Genomic DNA, 16,073 nt, shown 5'->3' on the forward strand with positions numbered 1-16,073 from the left:
AAACCAGTCGCGAACTAATTTTCCGAAATAATTTTCTGAAAATAAAGCTTCCTGCCAGAAATTTGATGAATATACTGCATCCCAATATAATGGGTGATTTCTGTGAAAGTCCTTGCCAAACTTTTTTTCAAAGGAATGCAGCAATTCAATATTCCAGTCAAATTCAAAGCAATCAATTCCGTTTTTTCTGAAAATTTCCGCCACCGTAACAATTCCCAAAGGAGGGATCAAAGGGCTCCATGGTGGTGGCAGAATGATAGCAACTTTGAATGATTGCCTCATTTGTAATTTTCAAACATTAAACAAAAAATGCAGCAAGTCGCCATCCTGAACAATGTAATCTTTCCCTACAACATGAAACTTTGCATGGTCTTTACATGCCTGCTCAGAGCCATATTTGATATAATCTTCATATTTAATCATCTCTGCACGTATGAAACCCCTTTCAAAATCGGAATGAATGACCCCTGCTGCCTGAGGTGCTGTACTGTTTTTAGGGGTAGTCCATGCCCTGACTTCTTTTTTACCCACAGTGAAAAAAGTAATCAGGTCGAGCAGTTTGAAAGCCGATTGAATCAGGCGGTTTACACCCGGCTGTTTCAGACCGTACATTTCCATAAATTCTTTTCTTTCTGCCTCGTCTTCGATCTGCCGGATGTCGGATTCAAGGCGGCAATTCAGGATCAGCATTTCTGCCTTTTCTTCTGCAGCACTTTCTGAAAGCCTTTGGGTATGCTGATTCCCATTTATCCCATCTTCATCCACATTGGCTACATACAAAACCTTTTTTGAAGTCAGGAAACTAAAACTTTTTAAGATTTTTGTCTCATCATCGCTGAATTCCATGTCGCGCACAAATCCTCCTGATTCAAGTTGGGTTTTTATCCTTTCAAGCAGTTCCAACGTTTTCAGTGGAGCTTTATCTCCTCCTTTCATGGCTTTTTTGTTTCTTTCGATTGATTTTTCAACCACTTCAAGGTCTTTAAACTGAAGTTCAAGGTCAACTTCTTCCTTGTCTTTGATCGGATCGATGCGGTTGTTGATATGTAAAACATTTTCATCGTCAAAGCAGCGGACTACATGAATTAATGCCTCGCAGTGCCTGACAGCATCCAGAAATTTATTGCCAAGTCCTTCTCCGGAATGGGCTCCGCTGGCAATACCTGCAATGTCGATAAATTCAATGGTATTGGGTGTGGTTTTATATGGCTGTTCCATCTCAGAAAGTTTGTACAGCCTTTCATCCGGAATATTGACAATAGCAATATTTGATTCCGTGGTGGTGTACGGGAAATTTTCCACAGGAACATTCTTACCTGTTAACGCATTAAAGAGTGTTGATTTTCCGGCATTTGGCAAACCGATAATTCCGCAAAGCAAGGTCATAAGGCAGTTGTGATTTTGCAGCAAAGTTAAGCCATTGGCTGGTATTCCCGTTTATAGCTTATTTTATTGGAAGGAGCTAAAATATTTTACTTTATTTTCTGCAATATGCTGATTTTTGCCGGAAGAAAAATTTCAAAACAATTATCACCATGTCAGACTTATTGAAACTTGAACCGGCTCTTGTCTGGAAATATTTTTACGAAATAACCCGGGTGCCTCGTCCTTCCAAAAAAGAAGGGAAGATTATTGCCTATCTTGAAAACTTCGCCAAAACAAATGGCTTTGAATACAAAAAAGATGAGGCAGGAAATATTGTCATCATTAAGCCGGCAGCGAAAGGCTATGAAAACCGCAAAACCATTGTTTTACAAAGCCATGTTGATATGGTTTGTGAAAAGAATTCCGACAAGGAATTTGATTTTGAAAATGACCCGATAGAAGCTTATGTGGAGGATGGCTGGGTAAAGGCAAAAGGTACTACACTCGGAGGGGATGATGGAATAGGTATGGCCGTAGAGCTTGCTGTTTTAATGGATAAAAGTCTGGAGCATCCCCGGATCGAGTGTCTTTTTACAGTGGATGAAGAAACCGGACTGACGGGAGCATTTGCCCTGAAGCCCGGATTTGTCAGCGGGAAAACCATGTTGAATCTTGATTCGGAAGACTGGGGAGATTTATTTATCGGCTGTGCAGGCGGACGCGATACGAGGGGCTGGTTTGAACTGAAAACAGAGCATGCTCCCAATTCTCTGAAAGCACTTCGTATTGATGTCAAAGGATTACCGGGCGGACATTCCGGAGACGATATTCACAAAGGGCTTGGGAACTCGATAAAGATAATGACCCGTATTTTATGGAGATTGACAAAAATGTACGACATCCGTCTGTCAAAGTTTGAAGGTGGAAACCTGAGAAATGCTATTCCGCGGGAAGCCTATGCCATCATCTTGCTGAATGAAAAACATGAATCAGATATTCGAAAGGAAATTGAAGTTTTTGAAAAGGAAGTTAAGAATGAATATGCAGTAAAGGCTCCGCAGCTTACTGTTACCTGTAAGGAAGCTCCGCATGAAGGACTTATGCTTGATCATTATCTGCAGATGAGGCTGCTGAGTACACTCTATGCACTGCCTCACGGTGAGATGGCATGGAGCCAGACCATGCCCGGACTTGTGGAAACCTCAACCAATCTTGCCTCTGTAAAGTTTATTGACGACAGGATTGAGATAGGTACAAGTCAGAGAAGCTCTGTCGAATCTGCTTTAAACAATATGGTAAATATGGTTCAGAGCGTCTTCATGCTGGCAGGAGCAAAGTTTGAGTCTGGAGATGGTTATCCCGGCTGGGAACCCAGGCTTGACAGTCCTATACTCGAAGTAACCAGAAATTCATTCAGAAAGCTTTTTGGAAAAGAGCCTGTTGTCAGGGCTATTCATGCCGGATTGGAATGTGGTATTATCGGGAAAAACTTTGAAGGCATGGACATGATCTCTTTCGGCCCGGATGTGAAAGGCGTTCATTCTCCGGATGAAAAACTGAATATTGAGACGGTTGGTTATTTCTGGAAACTGGTCGTTGATATCCTGAAAAATGTTTAGGCCGATATTTTAAAACAGCTGGTATTTATATCCCAGAATACCGATAGTCAGGATAAAATAAATAATAGCCAGGGGGAGACCGAATTTAATATAGTCACGAAACTGATAATTTCCGGGGCCATACACCATCAGATTTGTCTGGTATCCGAAAGGAGTAAGAAAAGCAGCTGAAGCGGCATAGGCAATAGTTAAAACGAAAGGCGTAAAACTGATGTCAGGGAAAGAGGCATGGGCTGCAAAAGCCAGCGGAAAAGTTATTGCTACTGCTGCCGCATTTGTAATAAAATGAGTGATGACATTTGTGGTGATATAAAGAATTACCAGAACTGAAATAATATTATGACCAAACAAGTTAATAAAGAAATTACTGGATATCTGGGCAATACCTGAGTTGGATATGGCTTTTCCGACAGCAAGAGCTAATACCAGAATAAATAACAGGTTGAGGTCGATGGCATTTTTCAGTGAAGGGAATTTGACCATTTTTATCAAGGCTGTGATGCCAATCAGAATCAGTAATCCAATAAACAAAGGTAATTTTTCAGTGGCAGCCAACAGAAAAAATGTGATTAAGCAGATGAAAAAGAATGTTTTTTGCCATTTTGGAATTGATTGAATCTCCTTTATCCTCGAAGTGATTAAAAAATCCTGTTCATTTTCTGAATAGCGATAAAAATTCTTTCCTGCAATCAGGAGGAGCAGATCCCCGAATTTAAGCTTTATTTCACCCAGTTTACCACTGAGTTTTTCCCCGTTTCGTTGAATCGCAATGATGGCTGCATCATATTTTTTACGGAAATTACTTGTTTTTGGCGTCTGATTAATCAGACGGCTGCTTCCGGTAATAATGACTTCCAAAATATTGTTTTCATTTTCCTGCATCATCGAATGACCATAGGGTAAGCTCAGGTTTTTGTTGCCTTCCATCAGGTCGAGGATGGTCATTGTATCTCCTGCAAAAAATAACCTGTCATTTTCAAAAATAATTTCTTTTGGAGAAACAGGAGCTATCAATTCATTTCCTCTGATAATCTGTACCAGATAAAGCCCTTTCAAATTTCTCAGATTACCTTTTTCAATGCTTTTACCAATCAGGTTGGATTTCTGAGGAACAATGGTTTCAACAAGATAATCCCTGCTGAATTCCTTGTATTCAACCAGCATATCTTTACGATCTGGCAGGGCTTTATTGAAAAAAAAGGTAATGTACAGCACTCCGATCACTATTGCAGGTAAACCGACATAAATGAAATCAAACATTTTCAGACTGGGTTGTCCGGCTTCAATATTTAAACCATTGACAATCAAGTTTGTTGATGTACCGATAAGGGTTAATGTCCCCCCGATAATGGCGGCAAAAGAGAGCGGAAGCATCACTTTGGAAGGGGAAATCCTGTTTTTCTTTGCCCAATCATACACATAAGGAATCATGATGGCTACCAGAGGAGTATTGTTGATGAATCCTGAAATTAATGACACTACTCCGGTCATCCTGAAGTTAAATGCTTTCAATGAAAGACCCGGTTTAAGCACGCGGTTGACAAGGCTGTCCATGACACCGGTTTTCTTGATAATATCACTGATGACAATCAGTAAAAAGATCAGAATGATATTATCGTTTCCGAGTCCGCTCAAAATCTCCGGCAGGCTAAGAATACCGAAAAAATAAAAAATAAGCACTGCCACGAGAAAAATAAGAGCGGGTTGAGCCAACTCCAGATAGAGTGCTGCCAACAGAAGAAGGATGACAATCAGAACTAAAACCGCTTCAAAACTCATGTATTTCCGTAAAAAATCAGCTGGTAAAAATAAACAGGATTTCCTTCATAACAGAAACAATAAGTAACTGATAAATTTTAAATTTTAAAACTTTTATATCAAAATTGAATTATATTTGAGGATTAAAATTTTAGGCGATGGAAACTTCAGATCTTAAAAAAATCAACATAAAAAACATTCAGGTAATTTTCTGGGTTTTGTTTTTTGCTCAAATCGTATTTTTTGTCATTGCAAGCATCATTGTCAAGACAAATAATATTGAAGTTTCTCAGATTTCACAGGATATTTTTGTTTTGTTGGCGCCTGTTATTGCATTTTTGTCAATCGCAGCCGGGTTGATTCTGAATTTTTTCAGTGCCAGAAAACTCAGAAAACTAAGTGACCCACGTGAAAAACTTCAAAAGTTTTTGTCAGTTAATATCATTGGATGGGCCTGCCTCGAAGGGGCTGTTTATATTTGTATTCTGGGTTTTCTTATTACAGGACTTATTGATTTTCAAATTATTGCTATTGCTTTGATGTTGTTTTTTCTTTTTACCATACCTACCCATAGACGGGTAGTCTTTGCCCTCAAACTCAGCAAGGAAGAATTTGAAATGTTGACCGGAGTGGAATAATCTTGAGGTTTCACGACTAATTTATCAACATTTTCCCGCTTTTATGCCTGTTTCATTTATCTTCAGATTATCTGACTGATAGTATATTTGCAAGCAAATAATTACCCTTCACGATGACATTAAAAGATATAATTGCCATTAAAGGAAAAAGTGATTTGTTCAGAGTACTGTCAAAATCACCCAAGGGAATCATTGTGGAAACCCTGAATGAAACAAGGATGAAGTTCAAAGTGGAGCCGAATCTGCAGGTATTGGTGCTGAATGATATAACCGTATATCCGAAAGATTCGGAAGACATCTTTATTTCACAGTTGTTTCTGAAATATTATAAGCTGCACGGGCTGAATCCACCGGTTGATAATAATTCCTCCGGCCGTGAAATAGTGGAAATGTTCAGCCAGTTAGCCCCGAATTATGATGAAGAAAGGGTTTATCTCTCCGACATGAAGAAATTTTTCAAGTGGTATAAGATTATTGCAAATTACCTGCCCGACCTGCTTGAAAATCTTGCAAAGGAAGAGGAAAAACCGTCAGAAGAAAAGAAAGACGAAACACAACCGGAGGTACCCAACACACAGGAGGCTGAAAAATCAGATGTAGAACCTCAGAAAGAAAAAACACCTAAGCCTAAAGCCGCTCCAAAGAAAACTATTAAAAAATCGGAAGATCCATCTTAATCTTTTACTATTCATTTTTCCATGAAGATTATTTGCGTTGGACGCAATTATGTAAAGCACATTGAAGAGCTTAAAAATGAAGTTCCCGACCAGCCTGCAATTTTTATGAAACACGAAAATGCCCTGCTGACAGGAAATACTTTTTTCTTGCCCTCTTTTTCTTCAGAAATACACCATGAAATTGAGCTGGTTTTCCGCTTCTCAAAAAAAATACCTGCAGCAACTCAGGTCAGCATAGAAGATTGTTTTGACGCGCTCACAGTGGGAATTGATTTTACTGCCCGCGATATTCAGGACAAACTGAAAGAAAAAAGGCTCAGCTGGGAACTTAGCAAGGCTTTCGACCAGTCGGCTCTGGTGGGGAGGTTTTTGCCGGTATCATCTTTCCCGGATTTTCAGAAGATTGATTTTCATTTAGATATAAATAAAAACACCGTTCAGAAAGGCTCTTCCTCGCACATGATCTTTAGCGTGAAGGATATTGTCATTTTCGTATCACGTTTTATAACAATCGAAAAAGGAGATTTATTGTTTACAGGTACACCTCAGGGGGTGGGCAGGGTAAACAATGGCGATTTGCTGGAGGGCTACCTGATGAATGAAAAATTATTTGAAGTCGCTGTTAATGAGTAGATTATATTTTTTTGTCCTTTTAGTTTTATGTTATTTTGACAGCCATTCGCAGGAAATAGTTCCGGGCTTTCTGAAATCTCCTGTACCTATTCCGGTTTATATTTCAGGAAGTTTTAGTGAACTGAGGAATAATCATTTTCATGGCGGGATTGACATCCGGACGGACGGGCGGATTGGTTTGCCGGTGGTGGCTCCTGCAGATGGTTATGTGTCAAGAATCACTATTGAAGCAGGGAATTACGGAAAAACTGTCTTTATCGAACATCCTTCAGGAATCACAACAGTGTATGCCCATCTCGATGCTTTCAGCAAAGAACTGACAGATTATGTTTATTTTCATCAGAAAGCAGCAGAATCCTATGAAGTTGATTTAACACCTGAACCCGGCAAATTTCCTGTAAAACAAGGAGATACATTTGCATATTCCGGAAATTCAGGGGCATCGCGGTCCCCGCATCTTCATTTTGAAGTCAGGGAAGGTAAATCGAACTGGGTGATTAATCCCTTGCTGTATGGTCTTGATGTCAAAGACGATATCCCGCCTGTCATTACCGGCATCAGGCTTTATCCGGTCGGTGAAAACAGTGCCATTGAAATTGAATATAAAGGAAAAAGTTCAACTTATACCAGACGTTATTTTAACCCGGTCAATGTGGCATTTTACAAGAGTGGCGGAACCTACCGCCTTTCCGGAGTAAAAATGGTGAAAGTTTATGGTAATATGGGAATTGCCATTGAATGCCGCGATATGATGAATGATTGCGGAAATGTACTTGATATCTACAAGGGTGAACTGACCTATAAAGGTAATACCATTTTTGCTCAGGAGCGACAACATTTTAGCCTTGATGATACCCGTTATATCAATGCCCATTGCGACTATTATGAAAAATATTACCATGGAAGAAATTTTCAGCGGTTCTTTCTGTTGCCGAACAACAAAATCTCATTTTATACAAATGTCGAAAACAACGGCCTGATTACAGGAAGGGTGTATGATACGGGGAATGTTGAGCTCAGAATTTGGGATCATCACCTTAACAATGTCGCAGTTGAATTTCAGGTAACAGGGACCAATATAAAGCCAGAAGAATTTCCTGTGAAGCAAATGGAGAGTTATCTGAAATTGTTTTATTACGACAGGCCGAATTATTATTCTGACAGCGGGATTGAATTGTTTTTCCCTGAAAATTCCTTTTATGAAAATGTAAACTTTGTTATGAAAGAACTACCCGCCAGGCGTTTCACCTATTCGGGTATCTATAAGATACACAAGCCTGAAATTCCGCTTCAGACAGCCTTTACACTCAGGCTGAAAGCAGACAGATTGCCGGTTAAATATTACTCAAAAGCTTTGGTTGCAGAAGTCAGCGGAGAAAGTGTCAGGGCAGTTGGAGGTGTTTATACCAATGGATGGGTAGAAGCTAAAGTGAAGAATTTCGGCAGTTATGCCGTTGTCGTGGACAGTGTGGCCCCTGTGGTAAGAACAGTTAATTTTGTTAACGGCTCTAACCTGAAATATGCGAAAGACCTGAAGGTAAGCATTTATGACTTATTATCAGGGATAAAAAGCTACAAGGCCTATATTGACGGGGAGTGGATACTGATGGAATATGATAAAAAGAAAGGCCTGCTGACGCACCGTTTCACTACTTTGCCAGACGGAAATGAACATTCTTTCAGGATAATTGTTATTGATAACAAAGATAACGTGAAAGAAATTAATCTGAATTTTAAACGATAAGGTTATGACACATTTAAAAACGGGAGATAAAGCCCCATATTTTTCAGCTGAAAATCAGGATGGAAAAATCATCAGTTTGTCAGATTTTACAGGGAAGAAGCTTGTCCTTTATTTTTACCCCAAAGACGATACTCCGGGATGTACGGCAGAAGCCTGCAACCTGCGCGACAATTATCAGGTGTTGATGCAAAAAGGTTATGCTGTGGTAGGTGTCAGTGTCGATTCTGTTAAAAGCCATAAAAAATTTGTGGAAAAATATCAGTTGCCTTTTGATTTGCTGGCAGATACCGATAAAAAAATCGTCAGTGATTATGGGGTATGGGGAGAAAAGAAGATGTATGGAAAAACCTATTATGGCACCAACAGAACCACTTTTATCATTGATGAAAACGGAATAATCGAAGAAATCATCGAAAAAGTGGATACCAAAAACCACGCTCAACAGGTTCTGACAAGTTAATAAAATCTGGTTTGGTCTATCAGGCAGATTAAGTTAAACGAACTTCCATTGAAGTTTTTCAAGACTTCAATACTTAAAACAAACAGCAATAAGTAGGCAATCTGCTGTATTCAGTAGGCATAATAAACCCATCACCCATCACTCATCACCCATCCCCCGCCACCTGATCAGACATTTTTCAGTATCAGGCTGATGTAATGGCTGCCGTAAAATGTTGTTTCATTCATTGATATCTCCAAGCTGGATGACAACCGACACATGGCCTGCAGGAAGCCCTTCAAATTGAAAGTTACCCCTGCTGTCAGTCAAAGTGGCTGCAATCTGCACATTTTCAGCATTGTAGAAATGCACATCAGATTTTTTCAGCCATTCTCCTCCCACTGAAATTTTACCTTCAGCCTTGTTTTTCTCAGCTGTTACAGCCAGATCTTTGATGACCAGTTCATATTTTCCGGCCGGGAAATCACTGATTACATACTGGCCTTTTTCATCCGTTTTAACAGTAGTAACAATTTCATTGCCCGGTACTTTCCGCAACACAACGTCCACATCTTTAATCGGTGAACCTGACAGGCTGATACTCCCTTTAATATTTGTCTTTTCTGCCGGAGTAAAGGCTAATATGGCCATGATGAATAAAAAGAATAGCTTTTTCATGTCTTAATATTTATTAATTATTTTTAATCAGCACCTTGTAAATTTTAATCCCGTTTTCACTGACTACTTTCAGCAGATAAATTCCTTCAGTATTTTCCGGCACGTCAATTCTGATCAATTTGTCAGCAGACGGAGAATTGTTTTCCCACAACAATCTGCCCGAAATATCTGTCAATGATAGTGCTTTAAGTGTTTCATTATTGATTTTCAGGTAAAAAACACCATCATTCGGGTTGGGGAAAATATTTATTTCCCTGTTGTTGTTGTCATCAATGGCATTAATGACCGTAAGAGAGCGGAATTTAAAGTTGGAACCGCAGGCATTGTAAACCCCCAGCTGAACGTTGTAAGTGCCGGCATTGGCATATTTATGTTCCGGATGGATGTTAATAGTATCTGTGCTTCCATCCCCGAACGACCAGACAAATTTGTTGTAGTCGATTGATTGATTGATGAACTGATAATAAAGACCGGAATCCCTGAAGTTAAAGTCAGCAGCAGGCGGATTTTTATCAATAATAGCTTTTGCTTCCACCCGGTGGCTGCGGCAACTGTCTCCATCGGCCAGTTCCCAGTCGTAGAAGAAATAATAGTAGCCGGGATAGGTGGCAGTGTTCCCGGTTATGCTGATAATTCCTTGTATTTCATAGGGATACTTTGCCCCGGATTGATGACGAAACAGCGAGGGATTGTTGGCAGCCGACAGTTTAAGCCCTTCTCCGACCGGTATATCAAAATTAAGTTCAACACGACTGATGCCATTTGGGATATTGACTGTTCTGGAAGCAAGTGTACTCCCGTCACTGTTTTTCAAGGTAATGGTACGCTGTTTTTCCCCTGAAGCAGAGACCAGCACTGAAATGAGTTTCAGTGGTTTAAAACAGCTGAAAATGAGTCCCTGCTCATTGCTTGCTGTGTAATAACTTCCTCCGCCACCTGCAATCACTGTACTTTCGGGGCCGACATGATAGACTGAAGCATTTTGCTGTACGTAATAGGTGGTGTTTTGGGTGATAACGGGCGTATAGAATTTTCTTGACCTTGCCAGCATGGTGCCTCCAACGGCTGTATCAAACCATTCCGGTATGCCCGGGCATAAAGCTTCGAGTTTGGCAGAGCCTGATACGCAGGTATGTCCGTCAATCACTTCAGGAGCATCGGGGAAAATTATTTTTACAAGTTTCTCTTTGCTGATGGTGTCACTTCCGTAGCTGTTTGAAGCAATCAGTTGAATGTCATATTCTCCTTCCTGTGAATACAAATAAACAGGGTTTTGCTGTTGCGAGGTGTCGCCATTACCGAAATCCCATATCCATGAATCGGGTTTATTTCTTGTAATATCGATAAACTTGATAATTCCACTGCAGGATGTTTCAGATGAGACAAGAAAATTGGCTACCGGAGGCGAATTGTTTTTATTGCAGTAAAAATAAAGCTCAAATCCGCTTTTCTGTACACTGCTGTTTGTCCGCTGACGGATAAGTATTGAATTTCCGGAAGAGGTTATTTTCCCACCGTTAGGCAGGTTATTCCCTGAATATGAGCCAATTATCGGAGCTCCTGTGGTCGCACCATCATAAATTATTATACTGTCTTTGCCACTATCAAAGTCAAAACTCAGAAACTGTAGCGTAACCGATGAGGCACCTGTGGGAGAGATGACCACTCTTCCGTCAGTATTGTTGCTGTAAAGGTCTTTACCTCCGTTGTCGTAGAGGTAGCCGGTGCAGTTTTTATAGGTTGTTGTTCCGGATGTTGGGGCTGAAAACATACAAATCTCATCAATCTCAATGGTTTTTTCATACACACTGCTACCTGAAGGCCCGCTGACTGTCAGCCTGATGGTCTTGTGACCGGGTGAAGCAAACAAAACTTTATGCGGCCCGGCTGTCGAAGCAGTGGAGGGTAGTGCATCATTTCCGAATTCCCAGAGATAGGAAGTAATGGTTCCGCTCGATTTATTGGTGAAAGTTATCTGATTTTCAACACAATAAACTTCTGTCCCTACCGTGAAGACTGCTTTTGGGCATCCTCCCGTAATCGGAATGATTCTGACAAGAGGGGCATGATTGTATTTTGAAATGGTAATGTAGGCAGAAGAGCCGGCAAGAGGGGGATAGGTGAGGGTACAACTGCCACCGGAAGTATATCCTTTGGCAATCAGTTCTCCGTCAACCAGCATGGTTACCAGTGCATCGTCAACAGAGCAACCTGAAACGGTGAAAGAAGTGGTTCCACAAATGATGGTGTCAGCCATTGCCTGAATTGTAATAGGGACAGGAGGTTTCGTCCATATTTTTGTTGACGGGTCTCCGAAATAGTGAAATAATTCAAAAGTATATTTGTCTTCTCCCCAGGTTTCAGCCATTCTGAAAAGCCCCTGATTCACTACGTTACCCATCTGATAAATATCGTCATGGGGTTTTACGGAAGGATTTTTTATCCCTCCGGAGCCGGTGAACTTAGGGATAAGTCCCGGTTTTGACCAGATGGCATCGAACATACCCATCGACAAGGCATCATTATACCCGCTGTAACTGTAGTATGCGGCAGCAACCACACCGGCTGCACCTCCATCCGTTTTTCTCAGAAAAGCTTCTGCAAAACATTCACTCACCTGATATTCTCCTGTGTGACAGTTAATGCTGAAAACAATGGGCAGTTTTTTCCCGTTGTTGAGGAGCGATTTAACATCGGAAGTCATGAACTGAGGCATGTGCCATCCGGTACCGCCTGCGTAGCCATGGTCGCGGTGAAGCACATACAAAACCCCGTTGTTGATTCCATTGGCAATGTCGGTTTTGCTTCCGTTCCAGGGAAAGCCGGGTTTCAGCAGGGATGAATCGATCGGCTCTCCTGCTGAATACAGGTCTTTGTTCCAGTATTTCGGGGTTACGTCTGTTTCTGTGGCATAAACCCTGTTAACTTTTATGTCCGTATTCTTTTCAATGTAATTTTTAACATCTTCACTCGTTTGCGAAAACCTTCTGTCGGCATAGCTGTTTCTGTCGTCATCCTGAAACTGGGCACAATTCAGTCCTGTTTTATAGAGCGTGGAATCCATATAAGGCTGACGTTCATAATTGATGATTTTTTGTACCACAGCAAGGGCACTGGTAGAGGAATTAACTGAAATCCTGCCATGTGCCATATCCGGATAAAAATCGCCTGATCCGTCAAAACAGGCAAAATAGAGGTCAGAGGCAAACTTTGCTCCGGTCGGGCAGATGAGATTGTCGCCAGGGACATCTTCATTGTCGCCAATGATGACGAAATATTCCGGCTTTGGATGATAGGTGTTGTAGCGGGTGGCTATTTCCTGCTTTACCTGTTTACTGGTCCAGGTTGAACGGCTGATCACCTCTACCCCATAACCCAACTGACGTTTCCACCATGCCAGTGTATCTGCTGCCTGAAGGTATTTTGTGGGAGTGATAATCAGATAGTTAATTGCATTGTCGTTGTTTCTGTATAGTTTTTCGTTTCTTGTTTTTCTTTCCGACTCTTCATAAAAAACTTCATTATTGAGGGTGATGTTCTGAAGGCAATTGAGCTGGCTGACCGGTGTTGACGGGTCTGCTTTTATGGTTTCTCCCTGATATTCAATGGCATATTTAAGATAAGTATAAACCAGCAACTCTTTGGTGAAAGGGTTATATTGAAAAGGTGTGATACGGACAAGGGCAATCCTGTTGCCGGAAATAACAGGGGTGGATATTATATCGACAGGGTTTTGAGGGTAAATGACATCACTGTTGTAAAATCCTGTATCAATTTCAAATTCAGGTTCTCCGTCACCCCAGCGGTCGGTGGCCGGACGCAATGCCGGCATCACCAGCACATTCTCCATCTTGTCAGTTTTGTAATCTATGAGCCTGACAGTAATTTCCCCGTTTATTGGAACTGCTATCCAGTCGTTATGAGATGGCAGGGCAGGCCTCCCGACTTCTTTAAGCTGACTGAAGTCTTTGATATACAGTGAAGTATATTCTTTGTCTCCATGTACCTGCTTTTGTTGTAAAAATGCAGGGATGTTGTATTCAAGGATGATTTTCCCTGTACCTATTTCGCTGATGTTTCTTTCGGGAGACTGAACAAGGCTTGTGTTTGCGGTTTCAGAACTGTAAAACTGTGAAAATACAGCTGCTGCGGGAATCAGCATGAGGAACAGAAAAGAAAAGAATACTTTCATAAGGCTGAATTGTTAAAATTAAACCTGAAAAAATTGGCGGGCAATTTAATAAAAGTATTCTGAAACTGAGAAAAATTATTATTCAGAATGAAGTAATTCGCTGTTATATGATAACAACAATCCCGTAATCAACTAAAAGGTAAAAAAAGAGGCTTACATCTCCTCTTCGTCATCCTCATCAAATTCTTCGATTTCCTCATCATCTTCTTCGTCAATGATCAGGTCTTCTTCTTTTTTGGGACCTCTTGATCTTCCTGATTTTCTGTATTTGCTGTCGTTGTAGTTGGCTCTCTTGTAATACTTGATGAATCCAAAGAGCAGTTTTTTGGAAGTGTTGAGTAGCTCAATCATTTCGTTTAAAACTTCATCGGAGATGTAGCCCAGGCGGTTGGCCAGATAAACATGGGATTCGACTTCATAGATGAGATCGCGTGCACGAAAAAGATGTTTGAGCGATTCCCTGCCATGTTTACGGCTTGCAGCTATGGATATATTAGCGGGAATGTTGGCTACTGTTCTGCGTAACAATACAGCCAATCCGGAATTTCCTTCTTCACCGAAATGGGCAGCAATCTGAAATGACCTTTTGGCCAATTCTACAGACGCTTTCCAAACTTCAAGCTCAGTAATTTGCATCATTGTCGTCATAACTCTGTTGTTTTAGGATTTATTAAAAAATGGCATTTTGACTATAACAGCTTTGAGTAATTTGTTTCTGACAGAAATATATATTTCAGTACCGGGTGTTGACCAGGGTGTTTTTACATAACCCATGGCAATGCTTTTTCCCGTATAAGGCGAATTGGTGCCGGAGGTTATTTCTCCGATCACTTCATTATTTTCATTCAGAATTTCACAGTGCTGACGGGCAATCCCTTTGTCAATCAGTTCAATACCACAAAGTTTTTTGCTTACTCCCTCTGTGGCCAGTTTCTGATGATAATCTTTCATGATAAAGTCTTTGCTGAATTTGGTGATCCAGCCTAAACCCGCTTCAATAGGGGAGGTGGTGTCGTTAATGTCGTTTCCATAAAGGCAAAATCCGGCTTCCAGACGAAGGGTATCTCTGGCACCAAGGCCGATGGGCTTCAGTCCTGTTTTTTCTGCATCTTTGAAAAATAAATCCCATATTTTGGGCATATCTTCATTTTTTGTGTAAATTTCAAAACCGCCTGAACCGGTATAACCGGTGGTGGATACGATCACATGGTCGATTCCGGCAAATTTTCCGATGAAAAAAGTATAATATGCCATGTCGGATAAAGGATGGTCGGTGTAGGGCTGTAATACGGCAGCTGAATTAGGCCCCTGAACTGCCACCTGTGCGATTTCATCAGAAATGTTCTCAAGTTTAACGTTGTATTTTGCCTTATGTTTGTTGACCCACTCCCAGTCTTTGTCAATATTGGCGGCATTAACCACCAGCAGATAGTCGTCATCCGCTATTTTATAGACCAGCAGGTCGTCAACGATTCCTCCCTGATCGTTCGGGAAACAACTGTACTGTACTTTTCCGGGGAACAGTTTTGACACGTCATTGGAGGTAATGTACTGAAGAAAATGTAAGGCATCGGGTCCGGTAACTTTAAATTCACCCATGTGGGAAACATCAAAAATGCCTGTGTTGTTTCTCACTGCATTATGCTCTTCAATAATTCCGGTATAATAAACCGGCATATTGAATCCGGCAAAAGGGACCATTTTTGCACCGAGGGCAATGTGTTTTTCGGTTAATGCTGTTGTTTTCATTTTATTTCGTTGGTTTAATTGTGTATGCAAATATATTGGTTTTGAAAAAAATTCAGTAAAAAATAAGTTTTTCTCATTCTGAGAAGTTGGAATAAACAAATCATCGGATAATTTTTTGAAAGCAGAGGAAAAGGAAATACCAGTGAATTCTGATTTTTTTTTTAAAACAAATTTCCGCAATCAAAATTCCGTATTCCCCGTTCAAATGTTTCAATTCCATTCTGAGAGAGTGAAAGGATAAATGCGGAATGCGAAGTTGTTTCAATCCCATTACGGTCGAGTGAAATTATGAATGCGGAATGCGGAGTTGTTTCAATCCCATTACGGGCGAGTGAAATTATGAATGCGGAATGCGGAATGCGAAATGCGAAGTTGTTTCAATCCTATTACGGGTGAGTGAAATTATGAATGCGAAATGCGAAATGCGGAATGCGAAATGCGAAGTTGTTTCAATTCCATTACAGGCGAGTGAAATTATGAATGCGAAATGCGAAGTTGTTTCAATCCCATTACGGGTGAGTGAAAGGATGAATGCGGAATGCGGAATGCGAAGTTGTTTCAATCCCATTACGGGCGAGTGA

General features: G+C 40.8%; 13 protein-coding genes. 6 read left to right on the forward strand and 7 right to left on the reverse strand.

Annotated features, from left to right (window positions below):
• On the reverse strand, positions 1–282 hold a 282-nt coding region (locus GX437_05780), incomplete at its 3' end, for a hypothetical protein (GenBank protein ID NLJ07161.1).
• Between the two features lie 9 nt (positions 283–291).
• A complete protein-coding gene (ychF, locus tag GX437_05785; protein ID NLJ07162.1) occupies positions 292–1,386 on the reverse strand; it encodes a redox-regulated ATPase YchF in 1,095 nt (364 codons plus the stop codon).
• A 149-nt stretch (positions 1,387–1,535) separates the two neighbouring features.
• Here ychF and GX437_05790 point away from each other — a divergent pair, with 149 nt between their 5' ends.
• Positions 1,536–2,984 (forward strand): aminoacyl-histidine dipeptidase, encoded by a 1,449-nt coding sequence (locus tag GX437_05790; GenBank protein ID NLJ07163.1) that lies wholly within the window; start codon positions 1,536–1,538, stop codon positions 2,982–2,984.
• Positions 2,985–2,993: 9 nt separating this feature from the next.
• Here the strand turns inward: GX437_05790 and GX437_05795 are convergent, their stop codons facing one another.
• The gene (locus GX437_05795; protein NLJ07164.1) at positions 2,994–4,763 is read right to left on the reverse strand and encodes an SLC13 family permease; all 1,770 of its coding nucleotides are present in this window, start codon (positions 4,761–4,763) and stop codon (positions 2,994–2,996) included.
• A 137-nt stretch (positions 4,764–4,900) separates the two neighbouring features.
• Between GX437_05795 and GX437_05800 the strand changes: the two genes are divergently transcribed.
• The 5 genes from GX437_05800 (at position 4,901) to bcp (ending at position 8,894) form a co-directional block, all read left to right on the forward strand.
• Positions 4,901–5,380, forward strand: coding sequence for a hypothetical protein (locus tag GX437_05800; GenBank protein NLJ07165.1), 480 nt, complete (start codon positions 4,901–4,903; stop codon positions 5,378–5,380).
• Positions 5,381–5,493: 113 nt separating this feature from the next.
• Positions 5,494–6,057: a DUF5606 domain-containing protein gene (locus GX437_05805; GenBank protein NLJ07166.1), complete on the forward strand. Its 564-nt coding sequence runs from the start codon at positions 5,494–5,496 to the stop codon at positions 6,055–6,057.
• A 21-nt stretch (positions 6,058–6,078) separates the two neighbouring features.
• Positions 6,079–6,690: a fumarylacetoacetate hydrolase family protein gene (locus GX437_05810; protein NLJ07167.1), complete on the forward strand. Its 612-nt coding sequence runs from the start codon at positions 6,079–6,081 to the stop codon at positions 6,688–6,690.
• Positions 6,683–8,434 carry a M23 family metallopeptidase gene (locus tag GX437_05815; GenBank protein ID NLJ07168.1) on the forward strand — a complete coding sequence of 584 codons (1,752 nt, stop codon included), beginning with the start codon at positions 6,683–6,685 and terminating at the stop codon, positions 8,432–8,434. The genes GX437_05810 and GX437_05815 overlap by 8 nt, the downstream gene beginning before the upstream one ends.
• Before the next feature lie 4 nt (positions 8,435–8,438).
• A complete protein-coding gene (bcp, locus tag GX437_05820) occupies positions 8,439–8,894 on the forward strand; it encodes a thioredoxin-dependent thiol peroxidase (GenBank protein NLJ07169.1) in 456 nt (151 codons plus the stop codon).
• Between the two features lie 219 nt (positions 8,895–9,113).
• Here the strand turns inward: bcp and GX437_05825 are convergent, their stop codons facing one another.
• The 4 genes from GX437_05825 to gcvT form a co-directional block, all read right to left on the reverse strand.
• Positions 9,114–9,551, reverse strand: a complete 438-nt coding sequence (locus GX437_05825) for a carboxypeptidase regulatory-like domain-containing protein (GenBank protein NLJ07170.1) — start codon at positions 9,549–9,551, stop codon at positions 9,114–9,116.
• A gap of 13 nt (positions 9,552–9,564) precedes the next feature.
• A complete protein-coding gene (locus GX437_05830; protein ID NLJ07171.1) occupies positions 9,565–13,743 on the reverse strand; it encodes a PKD domain-containing protein in 4,179 nt (1,392 codons plus the stop codon).
• A 153-nt stretch (positions 13,744–13,896) separates the two neighbouring features.
• Positions 13,897–14,391, reverse strand: a complete 495-nt coding sequence (locus GX437_05835; protein NLJ07172.1) for a four helix bundle protein — start codon at positions 14,389–14,391, stop codon at positions 13,897–13,899.
• Positions 14,392–14,403: 12 nt separating this feature from the next.
• The gene (gene gcvT, locus GX437_05840; protein ID NLJ07173.1) at positions 14,404–15,492 is read right to left on the reverse strand and encodes a glycine cleavage system aminomethyltransferase GcvT; all 1,089 of its coding nucleotides are present in this window, start codon (positions 15,490–15,492) and stop codon (positions 14,404–14,406) included.
• Between the last annotated feature and the right edge of the window lie 581 nt (positions 15,493–16,073).

This window comes from Sphingobacteriales bacterium, assembly GCA_012517435.1.
GTDB lineage: Bacteria > Bacteroidota > Bacteroidia > CAILMK01 > JAAYUY01 > JAAYUY01.

Bases quoted from the DNA above. Each gene is read 5' to 3' on its own strand.
- ychF (NLJ07162.1), bottom strand. From the start codon at position 1,386: ATGACCTTGCTTTGCGGAATTATCGGTTTGCCAAATGCCGGAAAATCA.
- GX437_05790 (NLJ07163.1), top strand. From the start codon at position 1,536: ATGTCAGACTTATTGAAACTTGAACCGGCTCTTGTCTGGAAATATTTT.
- GX437_05795 (NLJ07164.1), bottom strand. From the start codon at position 4,763: ATGAGTTTTGAAGCGGTTTTAGTTCTGATTGTCATCCTTCTTCTGTTG.
- GX437_05800 (NLJ07165.1), top strand. From the start codon at position 4,901: ATGGAAACTTCAGATCTTAAAAAAATCAACATAAAAAACATTCAGGTA.
- GX437_05805 (NLJ07166.1), top strand. From the start codon at position 5,494: ATGACATTAAAAGATATAATTGCCATTAAAGGAAAAAGTGATTTGTTC.
- GX437_05810 (NLJ07167.1), top strand. From the start codon at position 6,079: ATGAAGATTATTTGCGTTGGACGCAATTATGTAAAGCACATTGAAGAG.
- GX437_05815 (NLJ07168.1), top strand. From the start codon at position 6,683: ATGAGTAGATTATATTTTTTTGTCCTTTTAGTTTTATGTTATTTTGAC.
- bcp (NLJ07169.1), top strand. From the start codon at position 8,439: ATGACACATTTAAAAACGGGAGATAAAGCCCCATATTTTTCAGCTGAA.
- GX437_05825 (NLJ07170.1), bottom strand. From the start codon at position 9,551: ATGAAAAAGCTATTCTTTTTATTCATCATGGCCATATTAGCCTTTACT.
- GX437_05830 (NLJ07171.1), bottom strand. From the start codon at position 13,743: ATGAAAGTATTCTTTTCTTTTCTGTTCCTCATGCTGATTCCCGCAGCA.
- GX437_05835 (NLJ07172.1), bottom strand. From the start codon at position 14,391: ATGACGACAATGATGCAAATTACTGAGCTTGAAGTTTGGAAAGCGTCT.
- gcvT (NLJ07173.1), bottom strand. From the start codon at position 15,492: ATGAAAACAACAGCATTAACCGAAAAACACATTGCCCTCGGTGCAAAA.